Genomic DNA, 13,544 nt, shown 5'->3' with positions numbered 1-13,544 from the left:
TACAATGGCTAGTAACAAACGTGACGCGGCGATCTTCAAAAAGACAGCAGCGCACGCTGTAGCGCCTGCAAATCGGGGATCTCCAGTTGGCGTCCATGGACTGCGATCAGGCCTTTGTTTTGTAGCTTGCGCAGAATACGAGAGAGAGTTTCTGGGGTCAGCCCCAGGCGCGTAGCGATCGCTGCCTTCTTTGCCGGCAATTCCAGCAATACCCTGCCCTGCCCCTCGGGGGTCAATTCCAGGAGATAATGAAGCACGCGCTGCTCCGCACTCTCAACACTGAGTTGACGCAATTCCTTGACCAAAAAATGCAGACGCATGCTCAACCGCGCCAACATCTGACGCATCAGTTGTGGCCTGGCTTCTAGATGTTGCATAAAAAGCGCTAGCGGGATTTCCAGAACGTTGCTACTACCCTCTGCCCGGGCGGTGACCGGATAGCGACCACCCAAAAAGGCAACAGCCTCGGCGAACAGATCTCCCGCCTGCATGATTTCAATGATCTTTTCGTCGCCGGTGCTGGCTGCGGCAACAAGGTGAACGGTGCCCGAAAGGAGAAAATAAAACGCCTCTGCCTTCGCCCCTTCAAAAAACAGTAGCGTGCCCGCAGACAATTCCCGTTGCCGACTCTGTGCCAATAGTTCCTGTAACAAAGACGGCGGCCAAGCGGTGAAAATTGGCGTTTGGCGGAGTCGTTGCTGGTCATCAGCAGCTAGATCGCTACTCATGCTTTTTCTCCTCCCGTATTTTTCTGAATGATCTGTTGTGCCTTTACCCGCGCCCGTTGCAGGTCCTGCTGGAACAGGTCGGTTTCGTAGCCCCTGGCGGGGGTTTGCGTTAGGGGATGCAAGACATTTTGAGGATGTCCGCCGTGGATCTGAATCTGCACTTGCATCGACAGGCCGGGACGCAGTGGATGCTGAGCCAACTCCTTGTTGGGCAGAGAGATGCGAAGCGGAACCCGTTCGACGATATGGATGTAATTTCCCGTGGCATTCTCCGGCGGCAGGATGCTAAAGGCGCTCCCGGCACCGGGCGACAAGCCTTCGACCAGCCCATGGTAACGCACGCCACCACCGTAATAGTAGCTCGTCAGAATCACGGAATCTCCCGGACGAATCTTCGCCATCTCCGTTTCCTTGATGTTGGCGACCACCCATAGGGGCTGCAAGGGAACGATGGAAAACAAGCGCTCTCCCACTTTCACCATCTGCCCTGGCTGTACCGCGCGTTGCGCGATATATCCGCTGACGGGGGCGCGGATATCGCGGCGCAACCAAGTTATATAGCTCTTCTCGAAGACCGTTACAGCAGCCCGCACCTGTGGATTATTGGCAATATTGGTGCCATCCACCAAGGCGCGCGCCGCCCGCAAGCGTGCGTGCAAGGCCGCAATCTGTGCCGCCTGACTGACGACGTCCTGTTCGGTATCGCTAATTTGGATCACCGCCACGGAGCCACTTGCCTGGGCGCGACGATAGCGCTGCAGATTGTCTGTTAGCTTTTGTAGGGTGGCTTGTTTTGCGACGATACTTTGCTGTATCTCTTGCACCTGCGCGAATTCCTGTCGTAGCTGGCGCACGGTTCTGCCCAAGGCCGCAGCCTTGCCCTGCATGGCCAGTGTACTGCGATTGCCCTGAACTGCGGCCAGGATCTGCCCCGCATGGACAAACTGGGTGTTCTGCACAAAGACACGGCGTACGGTGCCATCCACCTGCGCCGGTACGGGATCGATATTCCCGGTGACGTAGGCATCATTGCTCTCCACCCGCTGGCTGGCGATGAAGATCCACCACAGCAACCAGAGCAGCGCGAAGAGCAACACGACGATGGCAAGTATCCACAAATTGCGCCGGCTACGCTGCAGTCCCTGCCGTTCCTGTTCACCCTCCGCCATGCACACTTTTCCTCTCTATCGAACGGTAACCGCCACCCAGAGCCGATTCCAACAGCGCCCAATTCTGAATGCTGGCTGTCTGCAAGCGGGTGTTTTTTTCCTCCGCCTGAAGGTACTGGATTTGACTACGCAGCTTGGGTAACAAGCCCGCCATACCACTCTGCCAGACGCCCTGGGCCAAATATTCCTGCCGCGAGGCCGTGGCCAAAACCTGTTGTTGTGCGTGCCGCTGCTCGCGGAGTTTTTCCCAGGCGCTCAACGTATCGGCCACCTGCCGCAATGCCGCCAGAACACGGCCTTGGTACTGGTCTTGTGCTTCCAGAAACTGGGCGTTTTGCCCGCGCAACTGGGCACGCAGAGCACCGCCTGTAAAAATTGGCAAGCTAAGAACTGGACCGACGGCGTGTGCAAAATTGGCCGGATTGAACAAGTCGGCCAGGTTGATACTGTTCCAACCCGCCAGGAGTCGTAGATTGAGATCGGGGTAAAATGCCGCGCGCGCCGCGTGTACCCGTGCTGCCGCAGCCTCTACCGCCCAGCGCGCGGCGACAATGTCGGGGCGATGCGCCAACAATCCGAGGGGCAAATTCTCCGGCAGGCGACTCGACGGCAACGGCAAGGCCCCGCTTGGTGTTGCTTGCACCGTGCCCGGCCCCTCCCCCGCCAGTTCTGCCAGTGCATGGCGTTCCGCCGCACACGCGGCCCGCAAGCTGGCGATGCGTTCGCTGCTCGTTGCCAACTGTACCTGCAATTGCAACTGTCCGTGCTCATCAGCAATACCCGTACGATAGGCGACTTGCGCAAGCGCCAACGCATGCCGTTGCAGCCGCACTAGAGCCAACTCCTGACGTAGTAGTCGTTTATCACCCATCAGACCAGCGTAACGCAGAACCACTGCAGTACTGAGCAGCAACCGTGTTTGCGCTTGTTCCGCCAGTGCGATTTGCGCAGCACCACGAGCCGCTTGTACCAGCGCACGATCTCGCCCCCAGAGATCCACATGATACTGAATTTGCAAAGGATTTATCTCGGTATAGAGGTTACTGGTGCCATTGGCTCCCGGATGCAATCCCTGCGCAGAGAAATATTGCTGGGTGAACGATAGATTGGCATTGAAGTGCGGCAAACGCCGGGCATTGCTCAGGCCAATCGTCGCCTGGGCAGCCAATACTCGTGCCGCCGCCGCATGCAAATCTGGATTATTGGCGAGCGCACGCGTAACCCATTGGTCCAACGTATGATCATGTAACGCGCGCCACCAGGCGTGCTCCGGCCATGCCGTCGTCCTGCGCATTGCTTGGGGTGTGTGCGGACCCGTCGCTGCGCCAACGCGAGGATTTCTGGGAAGATGTTGCGGGATGCTTGCACAGCCCGACAGCAGCAGTGCGAGAACAAAGCCAATCAGACAGCGTAAGCTCATGGCTCCACCATTTCGGCAATGGCCATCTGTTCCGACATGGGCTCGGCGGAAGCTATCGGATGACCAACGAACAGGCTAAGTGCTGCGAGGGCGAGAAAGCCCCAACCCGCCACCGTAAATACTTCGTTGAAGGCAAGCATAGCAGCTTGTTGTCCCAGCAGATCAGCAAGTTGTGCCTGTGCCCCAGCCGGGGTCAGAAGGGGCGAGAAACGCTGTAGCGCCGCATTCCATGCCAGATGCTGTTGCTGGGGGTCTTGAATCAAAAAATGTCGATGCAGAATGCTGCGCCGCGCCCAAAACACCGCCGTTATGGGAATACCCAGAGCTTGGCCACTGCTGCGCAGCAGGTTCAGCAGCGATGCCGCGCGCAGTTCTTCCGTAGCCGCCAACCCCCAGAGCCCAATGCGTGCCCATACCCCAAACAGCGCACCTAAGCCCAGCCCAACCAGGAGGGGCGGCCAGCACAGCATGTCCGGGGATACGGGCAGAGCCCAGGACGCCATCCAAAACGCCGAGACGCTGAGCAAGAGCATGGCGACCACGCCCAGCCAGCGTGGGTCGTGACGGCGTAGATACCAATGGCTAAAAGCAGCACTCACTGGCGCCAAGAGCGCCATGGGTAGCAACAATACCCCGATACGATAGGCGCTGAAGCCAAACTGGAGTTGATAGAGCACCACCAGAACGGCAAGGGTGCCTTGAAAAAACAATCCGCTCAGCAAAATTCCCAGAGCAGCCAGGGCAAAATTGCGCCGCCGCAGTAATCGCAAATCGATAATGGAATGGCGGTGCGGCCAGCTCCACAGCAGCAGCGCCAGCGCTGCCAGCAAGCACAATAACAGCAGTAGCTCGTTGCGAGTGCTATCCCACCACCCATCAATATCCCAGAAATTTAGAAACATGACAGCGCTGCTCAAAGTGATGGCGAGGAATGCGTAGCCTAGCCAGTCCATGGCAAACGCTGGATGATCCTGATCAGGTTCTTCCCAAAACCAAATCCCAAGAAATACCAGTAGCGTAAGCGGTACATCCAAAATAAACAGCCAGCGCCAACCCCAGGTATCTGCCAGCAGCCCACCCAGAAAGGGACCAAAGGCAAAGGGCGTAATCGATGCCCAGCCCCAGAGAAAGAGTCCGCGGCTTTTGCCCTCAGCATGGTAATGAGATAGGAGCAGACTCAGCGACAGAGGGATAGTTAGCCCCCCGGCCAAGGCAGCGAGAATGCGGGCAAACAGAAACCAGCCATACTGCGTGCTCAGCGCGTTTAATGCCGATGCTACAGCAAAAAGCGCAAAAGCCAGCAGCAAGCCGCCACGGTCGCCCAATCGACTACGCAACCAGGGCGCCAAGGGAAAGGCGAGCCCCAGGCCAAGGAAATACAGATCCTGCGTCCAGTCGCCATAGCCGGGATTACAACCCAAGCTGCCGGCAACCTTGGGAATCATTGGCAGGTAGGCGCCACCGTTGAAGAGCACCAGAAAGTGCCCCAGCCCAATACTGAGATTGGCCGCCAGAAAGCGGTCAGCACTGCCATGCTGGCTCCAGCGGCGTGCAAGCTGAGCTGGGGACTGGATCATCGAGATTCCGGCAACAATATTGCTGCGCAGGGTAACAATTCTGCAGCTATAAGACGAATTGGTTTATTTGATGAAATCTATCGTCAATATAGATAGCAGGAAAATTGCCAGCAGCCTACAATGCATTTTCGGGCAACACACCAAGAGCCGCAGCGCTACACTTTAGCTTTGCGTACACCCGGCTGAATTTGGAACTCCTCTCGGATTATGAAAACCGGGAATTGCAGAACGTCCCTAGAACCGCACGTTACAAGAGGCCAATTGCTTGTCCCTGCGCCGTATTGACAGAAGAGAAAACGAGGATAAGATAGTAATCGTTTACTTACTTCTGGGCGATACCATGAGCATCCATCCACAGCACCTGCCAGCGGACGAACGCCGCGCCGTGACCGTAGAGGCCGTAGTGGAATTGGCGGCAACACAAAACCCCAGCGAGATCACCACCTCGGCGATTGCCGCGCACATGGGCGTGACGCAAGGCGCGCTTTTCAAGCATTTCCCAAGTAAGGAGGCCATTCTGGAGGCGGTCATGGAGTGGGTGGCAGAGCGTCTACTCGGTCGGCTCGATCAGGCGGCAAGTGCCGCAGCCTCCCCCCTCTCAGCCCTCGAAGCCATGTTCATGGCGCATGTGGATTTTGTCACCGCGCACCCCGGTGTTCCGCGTATGTTGTTTGGCGAGCTCCAACGCGCTGAAGCCACCGCCCCCAAGCGGCTGGCGCAGATGCTCATTCGCCGCTACGGCGAACGCCTGCGACGCTTGATTGACGCTGGCAAGACAGCGGGAGAGTTGTCCGCCGAGCTCGACACAGCAGCCGCCACAGTACTGTTCATCGGCACCATCCAGGGCCTGGTCATGCAATCGTTGCTCGCCGGAGACCATCAATTCATACGTAGACAAGCGCCGGGGGTATTCGCTCTCTATCGGCGCGGTATCGGGAGCGCGAAATGAAACTACCTGCCTTGCAACGGCGTACGCTGGCGCTGCTTGCGGTCATCGTTCTACTGCTGTTGCTGCTCGGGTATGTGGCGCTGCGCTCGGGGCCGCTGGCGCCGGTGACGGTGACCGTAGCGACCGTTCAGAAACAGGCTCTTAAACCTTCACTATTCGGCATTGGCACAATACAGGCGCGCTACACCTATCAGATCGGCCCCACCGCGGCCGGACGGCTCAAGCACCTGGACGTGCATGTGGGCGACACGGTGAAGGCCGGACAGGTAATCGGCGAGATGGACCCGGTGGATCTGGACCAGCGCATCACCGCGCAGCAGGCCACCATCCAAGCCGGCACGGCGAGCGTACGCCAGGCCGAGGCCAAGCGCGTCTATGCGCAGACACAGGCGCAGCGATACGCGCAGCTGCTGGCCGTGCACAGTACCAGTGAGGAAACGCTGGCCAGCAAACGGCAGGATCTGGCGGTGGCTGACGGGGCGCTCGCGGCGGCACGCGACGATCTCGCGCGTCAGCGTGCCGACTTGCAAGCATTGCGCGCACAGAACACCAACCTGCACTTGATCGCGCCGGTGGACGGTCTAGTTGCTGCACGCTACATCGATCCCGGCAGTACCGTGCTGGCCGGTGAGGCCGTGGTGGAGGTAATTAATCCGAACAGCCTTTGGGTCGATACCCGCTTCGACCAGATTTCCGCCACCGGCCTGGCGGCCGGGCTACCGGCGCATATCGTGTTGCGTTCGCGCCAGGATCAGACCCTACCGGGTCGGGTGTTGCGCGTCGATCCGCTGGCCGACGCGGTGACCGAAGAGACCCTGGCCAAGATGGTGTTCGACAAACTGCCCACGCCGCTGCCGCCGGTCGGTGAACTGGCCGAGGTGACGGTCGAACTGCCCGCACTGCCCGCCGCGCCGGTGATCCCCAATGCCGCGCTGCGCGAAGTGGACAGCCAGCGCGGGGTGTGGACGCTGAACGCCGACAAGCTGGCTTTCGTTTCCGTAGTGCTGGGGCGCTCCGACCTGCACGGCCATGTGCAAGTGCTGCAGGGCCTGAAGGCTGGTGACCACGTCGTGGTCTACAGCGAAAAGGCCTTGCACCGTGGCAGCAACATCCATGTCGTCGACCACATCCCCGGAGTGGCGCAATGATCAGCCTGGCCGGGCGCGATATCCTGCATGCCTGGGGCAAGTTCATTTTCACCGGCATCGGGCTGGGCCTGCTCATCGGCGTGACCCTGACCATGGCCGGCGTGTATCGCGGCATGGTGGCCGATGGCAAGGCGCTGCTGGACAACAGCGGCGCCGACCTCTGGGTGGTGCAGAAAAACACCCTCGGCCCCTACGCCGAATCGTCCAGCGTGTACGACGACCTCTGGCGCAGCATCCGCGCCATGCCGGGCGTGGCCGCGGCGGCCAACGTCACGTACCTGACCATGCAGGTCGGCCGCGGCAGCGAAGACGTGCGCGCCACGGTAGTGGGCATCACCGCGGGCGAACCGGGCACCCCGGGCTGGCCGCCGTATCTGGTGGCGGGGCGGCAGATCACCCGCGGCCACTACGAAGCGGTGGCCGATCTCGCCAGCGGCTTCAAGCTCGGCGATCACATCAAGATCCGCCGCAACCTCTACACCGTGGTCGGGCTGACGCGGCGCATGGTGTCCTCCAGCGGCGACCCGATGATCTACATCCCGCTCAAGGACGCGCAGGAAGCCCAGTTCCTCAAGGACAACGACGCCATCCTGATGCAGCGCCGGCGCACCGAGGCCAACCCGATGTTCAACCGCCCCGGCGTGCCCGGCCTGCTCGACGCCGTGATCGCCTCGCAGACCAGCAACAGCTACGTCAACGCCATCCTGGTGCGCATCCAGCCCGGCTACACGGCAGACGAGGTGGCCGCGCCGATCCGCCGCTGGCAACGGCTGACCGTCTACACCCGCGCGCAGATGGAGGGCATTCTGATCGGCAAGGTCATCTCCACCTCGGCCAAGCAGATCGGCCTGTTCCTGCTGATCCTCGCCGTGGTCAGCGCGGCCATCGTCGCCTTCATCATCTACACCCTCACGCTGGACAAGATCCGCGAAATCGCCGTGCTCAAACTCATCGGCACGCGCAACCGCACCATTGCCGCCATGATCCTGCAGCAGGCGCTGGCGCTGGGGCTGATCGGCTTCGCGGTGGGCAAGATCACCGCCACCTTTGCTGCGCCGCTGTTTCCCAAATACGTGCTGCTGATGCCGCAGGATTCGGTGGCTGGCTTTGGCGCCCTGATGCTGATCTGCGCGCTGGCCAGCCTGGTCGCCATTCGCATGGCACTCAAGGTCGATCCGGCCGAAGCCATCGGAGGTTGATCATGGCCGGCAAAGGTATCCGCATCGAAGGATTGAAAAAGCGTTACGGCAGCGGCGACACCGCCGTCGATGCGCTCAAGGGCGTGGATATGCGCGTGGACCCGGGCGAGGTGGTCGGGCTGATCGGGCCCTCCGGCTCGGGTAAAAGCACGCTGCTCAAGTGCCTGGGTGCGGTGATCGACCCGAGTGCCGGACGCATGACCTTGGGCGACGAGCTGATCTACGACCAAGCCTGGAAGGTGCGCGACCTGCGCGCCCTGCGCCGCGACAAGATCGGCTTCGTGTTCCAGGCGCCGTATCTGATTCCGTTCCTCGACGTGACCGACAACGTCGCTCTGCTGCCCATGCTCGCCGGCCGGGCCAACGCCGAGGCCCGCCAGCGCGCACTCGATCTGCTCACCGCGCTGGACGTGCAGCACCGCGCGCGGGCCATGCCTTCGCAGTTGTCGGGCGGCGAACAGCAGCGTGTGGCTATCGCCCGCGGCCTGGTCAACCACCCGCCGGTGATCCTTGCCGACGAACCCACCGCGCCGCTGGACTCCGAGCGCGCGCTGGCCGTCATCCGCATCCTCAACGACATGGCAAAGAAATACCAGACCGCGATCATCGTCGTCACCCACGACGAAAAAATCATCCCGACTTTCAAGCGCATCTATCACATCCGCGATGGTGTGACCCACGAAGAAGCGGGCGAAGGCCGCGGCTTTGCCTGAATCCACAGAGGAAATCCGATGAACAAGCTGCTCCAGGCTGGCGCTCCCGATCACGAAGGTGCATGACCATGCAAACCCGCACGCAGAATTTCGCTCATCGTCTGCTTGGGGCCAGCGGTGCCCTGCTGCTGGTCGCCTTGGCTGGCTGTGCCGGCGGGCCAGACTTCAAGGCCCCGGCCGCCCCCAGGGTGACGGCATACACCGCTACACCGCTTGTTGCGCAAAGCGCCTCGGCACCCGTCAGCCAAGGCGAGACGCAGCGTATCGTCGCTGGGACGAATATCGATGCGCAGTGGTGGCGATCTTTCGAATCGCCCAAGCTCGACGCGCTGATCGACCAGGCACTGCAAGACAACCCCACCCTCACCGCCGCTCGTGCCACGTTGAACCAGGCGCAGGAACTCTATGCCGCACAGGCCGGTTCGACACGCTATCCCCAAGTGGATGCCGGGCTTACCGGCGAACGACAGCGCTTCAACCCCGGGGTTTTGGGACAAACGGCGGCCGCACGTGCCTTCACACTCTACAACGCCAGCGTGGGCGTGCGTTACAACCTGGACCTCGCCGGCGGCAACCGTCGCGCGTTGGAGGCCTTGGCCGCCCGGGCCGACTACCGCCGCTACGAACTGGAAGCCGCGCGCTTGACCCTGATTGGCAATATCGCTACCGCCGTGATTACGCAGGCAAAGCTCGCGGCGCAGATCGAGGCCAGCACCGCTATTCTGCGTGCCCAGGAGAAACAGCTCGAACTCGCCCGCAGCCGCGTACGCCTCGGCCAGGCATCGCCAGACGAAGTGCTGTCCCTCACCACCCAGGCCGAGCAAACGCGCGCCGAGTTACCGGCGTACCGAAAACAGTTACAGCAGATCGAGCACCTGCTCGCCACCCTCGCCGGACGCGCGCCGGGAGCGGGTGGCATCCCCGCATTCACCTTGGCGGACTTCACCCTACCCAAGGACTTGCCGCTGGTGGTGCCCTCACAGCTGGTGCGCCGTCGTCCAGATATCCGGGCCTCCGAGGCCCTGTTACAAGCTGCCAATGCTGATTATGGTGTGGCCGTGGCCAAGCTCTATCCGCAACTCAACCTCAGCGCCAACCTCGGCAGCCAAGCCCTCAGTAATGCTGCACTGTTCAGTCCTGCTTCGCTAGTATGGAGCCTAATTGGACAACTGACACAACCGCTATTCAATCCGGGCCTGCCCGCGGAAAAGCGTGCGGCATTGGCAGCTTTCGACGCTGCCGCTGCCAACTATCATGGCGTAGTGCTGGATGCCTTGCGCAACGTCGCCGATGCGCTGCGCGCGGTAGATGAGGACGCACAAACCTTATCCGCACTCGCCACCGCCGATGCCGCCGCGCAGGGGTCCCTGCGCTCTGTTGAGCGACAATACCAGTTTGGTGCAGCCAGCTACCTGCAAGTGCTGATTGCCCAGCAGCAGGCACAACGGACCCGTTTGGCACTGGCCGCCGCGCAGGCGCAACGACTAGTAGACAGTGTCGCGCTGATGCAAGCGATCGGCGGATAAGATGGTTTCTGTGCTAGGGTAACTTTGCCATGCCGATATCTACCCCCTCCCTCGAACTGTTGGAAACCTTTTGGGCCGTGGCCGAAAGCGGCAGCGTCAGCGCGGCTGCCCGTCTGCTACATCGTAGTCAACCGGCCATCAGCGAGCGTCTGCAACGCCTGAACGACATCGTCGGTGAGGCGCTGTACGTTCCCAATGGTCGTGGCATACGTCTGACGGCAGCCGGAGAGGCATATTTGACTCCCGCACGGCGCCTGCTGGAGCTCAAAAACGAGGTCTCCGACATGCTCTATCGGCGCTCCCATTTGCAAGAGGGTGTGCTGAAAATCGCCGCCACCAATACGATTGCCAACTATTTTCTGCCCCAACACCTGGTCGAATTTCGCCAGGTCTATCCCGAGGTGGAGATCATCATGAAGGGTGGGGTCAGTGACTGGTCGCAAACTGCGCTGCTCGATTGGGATCTGCTTTTCATCGAGGAAGGCAGCGAGGATGTCAGCCTCCCCCGCTATTATCGTAAGTACCCGTGGTTACAGGATGAAATACTCACCATCTTTCCCAACGATCACCCCCTGGCGAGCCAACCCGATATCACGATTGCCGATTTGTTGGCCTTTCCCATGGTGTGGCGCGAGTCGCAATCGGGGGTGCGGGCACGGGTATTACAGGAGTTTACGCGGCAGGGGCTGAGTGTACCCATTCGCATTGAGGTCAATGGCGTCGAGGCCATGGGCAACGCGGTAGCTGCGGGGCTCGGTATTGGTTTCATTGCGAGTACTGCCTTGCGGTACCGCTCGGATTGGGAGTTCTGTACGCGCCGCCTCCCCGCCCCGCAAGGGATTCATTGGACGCTATATCTCGCGGTTCCCGAGGCTCCTTACCGCTCCTATACCCTGACGAGATTTTTACAGCACATTGGCCTAGAACAGGTTGCGGATGTCTGATCGCGACCAGACTTTTTTAGACCTGTTGGCGGAATTGCGTACCTGCCAAGTATGCGCCGAAAAGCTGCCGCAGGCACCACGGCCGGTCTTGCAGATCCACCCCCAAGCGAAAATCCTGATTGCGGCGCAGGCGCCTGGGCGTCGCGCCCATGCCAGTGGCCTGCCTTTTGATGACCTGAGTGGCGATCGCCTACGCGATTGGCTCGGTGTCAGTCGGGCACAATTTTACGATCCGCAGATCTTTGCGCTGGTACCGATGGGCTTTTGTTATCCCGGCAAGGGACGATCTGGCGATCTTCCGCCGCGGTCAGAGTGCGCCCCACGCTGGCGCAACTCTTTGCTCAGTCATCTGCTGCAGGTGGAGCTAACCCTGGTGATCGGCCAATACGCGCGCCAGTATCATTTGCCGACAAGTCAGGGTTCCTTGCAGGAACTGGTACGTAATTGGCGTGACTATGCTCCCGCACTCATTCCCCTGCCGCATCCCAGCCCCCGCAACACCCTCTGGTTACGCCGCAATCCCTGGTTTGTGGAAGAAGTGCTCCCAGCCCTGCGCGAGCGTGTGGCAGCGATTCTGCCTTCTGATTTTTCTTGACCAAGATCAAGGAAAATCTCACCGAGTAGGCCTATGGTTGCCTCGTGGTTTTCTTACTGAGCCAAGGAGCAGCAGATGAGCATCGACATGGACTTGATCAAGAGTAGCGGCAAGGCGGTACAAGATCTGGGAGTGCAGGTTGCCGCACATTTCTATGACACAATGTTTCAGCATTTTCCCGAAGTGCGCAAAATGTTTCCCGGCGATATGAGTGAGCAACGAGTGCGCCTCTTCAATTCCGTCATCCTGATTGCCTCGAATATCGACAACACGGATATGCTAGTCCCCTATTTGCAGGAACTGGGGGTTGGGCACATCAAATACGACACCCGTCCAGAACACTATCCCATTGTCGGCAAAAGCCTGCTGCTGACCCTGAAGCACTTTCTCGGACCGGCATGGACCGCGGAAATGGCCGAGTCCTGGATCGAAGCCTACAACCTTGCCTCGACGGTATGTATCCAGGCGGCCTGTGATGCCATGGCAGTAGATCGCTACAAGCCTCTGACCCTCGACGACGTACCCCCGGTGGCGGCCTAAACCCTGCGGCCCTGGTGCTTCGCCGGGGCCATCTGCCCGGAGGACGAAATGGATTATCAAATTACGCTGGAACCGTCCGGCCAGAGCTTGCGAGTGCGCAGCAATCAAAGCATTGTCGAGGCCGCTCTCGAACAAGGAATTGCTATCCATCATGGTTGTGGTAACGGCTCCTGTGGTGACTGCAAGGGTACGGTGCTGGCAGGAGATTTCGAGCAACTGCCGTTTATGCCGCTATTACTTACCCCGGACGAGCGTAGCGCAGGCAAAGTGATTTTGTGCAAACTGCAACCGCGCAGCGATATGCAGATTCGGGCACAGATTGACACACCAGAACTGTGGGAAGGGCAAATCCATGCCTTGACCCAGCTGGCACCCTCGGTGATGGAAATCCGCCTGCAAATGGATCGAGACTATCCTTATCGCAGTGGTCAATATGCGCGTATTGTCGTTCCTGAACACGCAGATACCTGGCGCTCCTACTCCATGGCGCGTCCGCCGCAACATGATCACAGTGTGATTTTCCACGTCCGTGCGGTTCCCGGCGGCAGTTTCAGCGATTGGTTGTTTCACCGCGCAAAGATCGGCGACAAACTACAACTCTCTGCCGCACAAGGCGATTTTCGCCTGCGCCAAGACAATGAGCGCCCCATTCTTTGTGTTGCCGCCGGCACTGGCCTAGCGCCCATCGAGGCCATCGTGCAGGAAAGTCTGGATCTAGGCTGGCAGCGGCCCATTACCATATTTTTTGGGGCGCGCAAACGGCAGGATTTTTATCATCTGGAATTATTGCAGGAGTGGGGACAGCGCTACCCACATTTTCGTGTCATACCGACCCTGTCCGATGTGGAAGACCACGAATGGGACGGCGCACGTCGTCTGTTGCCCACTGTTGCGCAAATGGGCAATTGGCAAGGCCATGAGGCCTACCTCTGTGGTAGTCCCGGCATGATCGAGGCGGCCATTGATTTGCTTTTATCCCATGGGCTGCCGAGTTCGCAAATCCATTTCGACAGCTTTACACCCAATGGCTGAGGAG

At 60.0% G+C, this 13,544-nt stretch carries 13 protein-coding genes; 9 read left to right on the top strand and 4 right to left on the bottom strand.

The features are described 5' to 3' along the window. Positions 1-35: 35 nt before the first annotated feature. From AB4090_RS01160 to AB4090_RS01145, 4 genes are read right to left on the bottom strand one after another with little or no spacing between them, the layout of a single operon-like run. Positions 36-728 (bottom strand): Crp/Fnr family transcriptional regulator, encoded by a 693-nt coding sequence (locus tag AB4090_RS01160; RefSeq protein ID WP_369572016.1) that lies wholly within the window; start codon positions 726-728, stop codon positions 36-38. Then, positions 725-1,897, bottom strand: a complete 1,173-nt coding sequence (locus AB4090_RS01155; protein ID WP_369572015.1) for an HlyD family efflux transporter periplasmic adaptor subunit — start codon at positions 1,895-1,897, stop codon at positions 725-727. Before AB4090_RS01155 ends, AB4090_RS01160 begins: the two co-directional genes overlap by 4 nt. Next, positions 1,884-3,317, bottom strand: coding sequence for an efflux transporter outer membrane subunit (locus AB4090_RS01150; RefSeq protein WP_369572014.1), 1,434 nt, complete (start codon positions 3,315-3,317; stop codon positions 1,884-1,886). The genes AB4090_RS01155 and AB4090_RS01150 overlap by 14 nt, the downstream gene beginning before the upstream one ends. Next, positions 3,314-4,894 carry an MFS transporter gene (locus tag AB4090_RS01145; RefSeq protein ID WP_369572013.1) on the bottom strand — a complete coding sequence of 527 codons (1,581 nt, stop codon included), beginning with the start codon at positions 4,892-4,894 and terminating at the stop codon, positions 3,314-3,316. The genes AB4090_RS01150 and AB4090_RS01145 overlap by 4 nt, the downstream gene beginning before the upstream one ends. Before the next feature lie 340 nt (positions 4,895-5,234). Here AB4090_RS01145 and AB4090_RS01140 point away from each other — a divergent pair, with 340 nt between their 5' ends. The 9 genes from AB4090_RS01140 to AB4090_RS01100 all read left to right on the top strand — a co-directional run bounded on the left by AB4090_RS01140 (position 5,235) and on the right by AB4090_RS01100 (position 13,540). Continuing rightward, positions 5,235-5,843 (top strand): TetR/AcrR family transcriptional regulator, encoded by a 609-nt coding sequence (locus AB4090_RS01140; protein WP_369572012.1) that lies wholly within the window; start codon positions 5,235-5,237, stop codon positions 5,841-5,843. Continuing rightward, positions 5,840-6,991, top strand: a complete 1,152-nt coding sequence (locus AB4090_RS01135; protein WP_369572011.1) for an efflux RND transporter periplasmic adaptor subunit — start codon at positions 5,840-5,842, stop codon at positions 6,989-6,991. Before AB4090_RS01140 ends, AB4090_RS01135 begins: the two co-directional genes overlap by 4 nt. Beyond that, positions 6,988-8,190: an ABC transporter permease gene (locus AB4090_RS01130; RefSeq protein WP_369572010.1), complete on the top strand. Its 1,203-nt coding sequence runs from the start codon at positions 6,988-6,990 to the stop codon at positions 8,188-8,190. The genes AB4090_RS01135 and AB4090_RS01130 overlap by 4 nt, the downstream gene beginning before the upstream one ends. A 2-nt stretch (positions 8,191-8,192) precedes the next feature. Continuing rightward, complete coding sequence (locus tag AB4090_RS01125; protein WP_369572009.1) at positions 8,193-8,903, top strand: ABC transporter ATP-binding protein; 711 nt, start codon at positions 8,193-8,195, stop codon at positions 8,901-8,903. A 68-nt stretch (positions 8,904-8,971) separates the two neighbouring features. Further along, positions 8,972-10,429, top strand: coding sequence for an efflux transporter outer membrane subunit (locus AB4090_RS01120; RefSeq protein ID WP_369572008.1), 1,458 nt, complete (start codon positions 8,972-8,974; stop codon positions 10,427-10,429). A 29-nt stretch (positions 10,430-10,458) separates the two neighbouring features. Then, positions 10,459-11,373, top strand: a complete 915-nt coding sequence (locus tag AB4090_RS01115) for a LysR family transcriptional regulator (RefSeq protein WP_369572007.1) — start codon at positions 10,459-10,461, stop codon at positions 11,371-11,373. Continuing rightward, the gene (locus tag AB4090_RS01110) at positions 11,366-11,968 is read left to right on the top strand and encodes a uracil-DNA glycosylase family protein (protein WP_369572006.1); all 603 of its coding nucleotides are present in this window, start codon (positions 11,366-11,368) and stop codon (positions 11,966-11,968) included. Before AB4090_RS01115 ends, AB4090_RS01110 begins: the two co-directional genes overlap by 8 nt. A gap of 75 nt (positions 11,969-12,043) precedes the next feature. Continuing rightward, a complete protein-coding gene (locus AB4090_RS01105; RefSeq protein ID WP_369572005.1) occupies positions 12,044-12,508 on the top strand; it encodes a globin domain-containing protein in 465 nt (154 codons plus the stop codon). 48 nt (positions 12,509-12,556) lie between these two features. Then, positions 12,557-13,540, top strand: a complete 984-nt coding sequence (locus AB4090_RS01100; protein ID WP_369572004.1) for a 2Fe-2S iron-sulfur cluster-binding protein — start codon at positions 12,557-12,559, stop codon at positions 13,538-13,540. Positions 13,541-13,544: the final 4 nt, after the last annotated feature.

The organism is Acidithiobacillus sp. IBUN Pt1247-S3, assembly GCF_041146875.1.
In the GTDB taxonomy this organism is placed as follows: domain Bacteria; phylum Pseudomonadota; class Gammaproteobacteria; order Acidithiobacillales; family Acidithiobacillaceae; genus Igneacidithiobacillus.
Note: the sequence above shows the minus strand (reverse complement) of the source record. Positions and strands in the feature narration are given on the sequence as shown.

Bases quoted from the DNA above. Each gene is read 5' to 3' on its own strand.
- AB4090_RS01155 (WP_369572015.1), bottom strand. From the start codon at position 1,897: ATGGCGGAGGGTGAACAGGAACGGCAGGGACTGCAGCGTAGCCGGCGC.
- AB4090_RS01125 (WP_369572009.1), top strand. From the start codon at position 8,193: ATGGCCGGCAAAGGTATCCGCATCGAAGGATTGAAAAAGCGTTACGGC.
- AB4090_RS01110 (WP_369572006.1), top strand. From the start codon at position 11,366: ATGTCTGATCGCGACCAGACTTTTTTAGACCTGTTGGCGGAATTGCGT.
- AB4090_RS01120 (WP_369572008.1), top strand. From the start codon at position 8,972: ATGCAAACCCGCACGCAGAATTTCGCTCATCGTCTGCTTGGGGCCAGC.
- AB4090_RS01140 (WP_369572012.1), top strand. From the start codon at position 5,235: ATGAGCATCCATCCACAGCACCTGCCAGCGGACGAACGCCGCGCCGTG.
- AB4090_RS01105 (WP_369572005.1), top strand. From the start codon at position 12,044: ATGAGCATCGACATGGACTTGATCAAGAGTAGCGGCAAGGCGGTACAA.
- AB4090_RS01115 (WP_369572007.1), top strand. From the start codon at position 10,459: ATGCCGATATCTACCCCCTCCCTCGAACTGTTGGAAACCTTTTGGGCC.
- AB4090_RS01150 (WP_369572014.1), bottom strand. From the start codon at position 3,317: ATGAGCTTACGCTGTCTGATTGGCTTTGTTCTCGCACTGCTGCTGTCG.
- AB4090_RS01145 (WP_369572013.1), bottom strand. From the start codon at position 4,894: ATGATCCAGTCCCCAGCTCAGCTTGCACGCCGCTGGAGCCAGCATGGC.
- AB4090_RS01130 (WP_369572010.1), top strand. From the start codon at position 6,988: ATGATCAGCCTGGCCGGGCGCGATATCCTGCATGCCTGGGGCAAGTTC.
- AB4090_RS01100 (WP_369572004.1), top strand. From the start codon at position 12,557: ATGGATTATCAAATTACGCTGGAACCGTCCGGCCAGAGCTTGCGAGTG.
- AB4090_RS01160 (WP_369572016.1), bottom strand. From the start codon at position 728: ATGAGTAGCGATCTAGCTGCTGATGACCAGCAACGACTCCGCCAAACG.
- AB4090_RS01135 (WP_369572011.1), top strand. From the start codon at position 5,840: ATGAAACTACCTGCCTTGCAACGGCGTACGCTGGCGCTGCTTGCGGTC.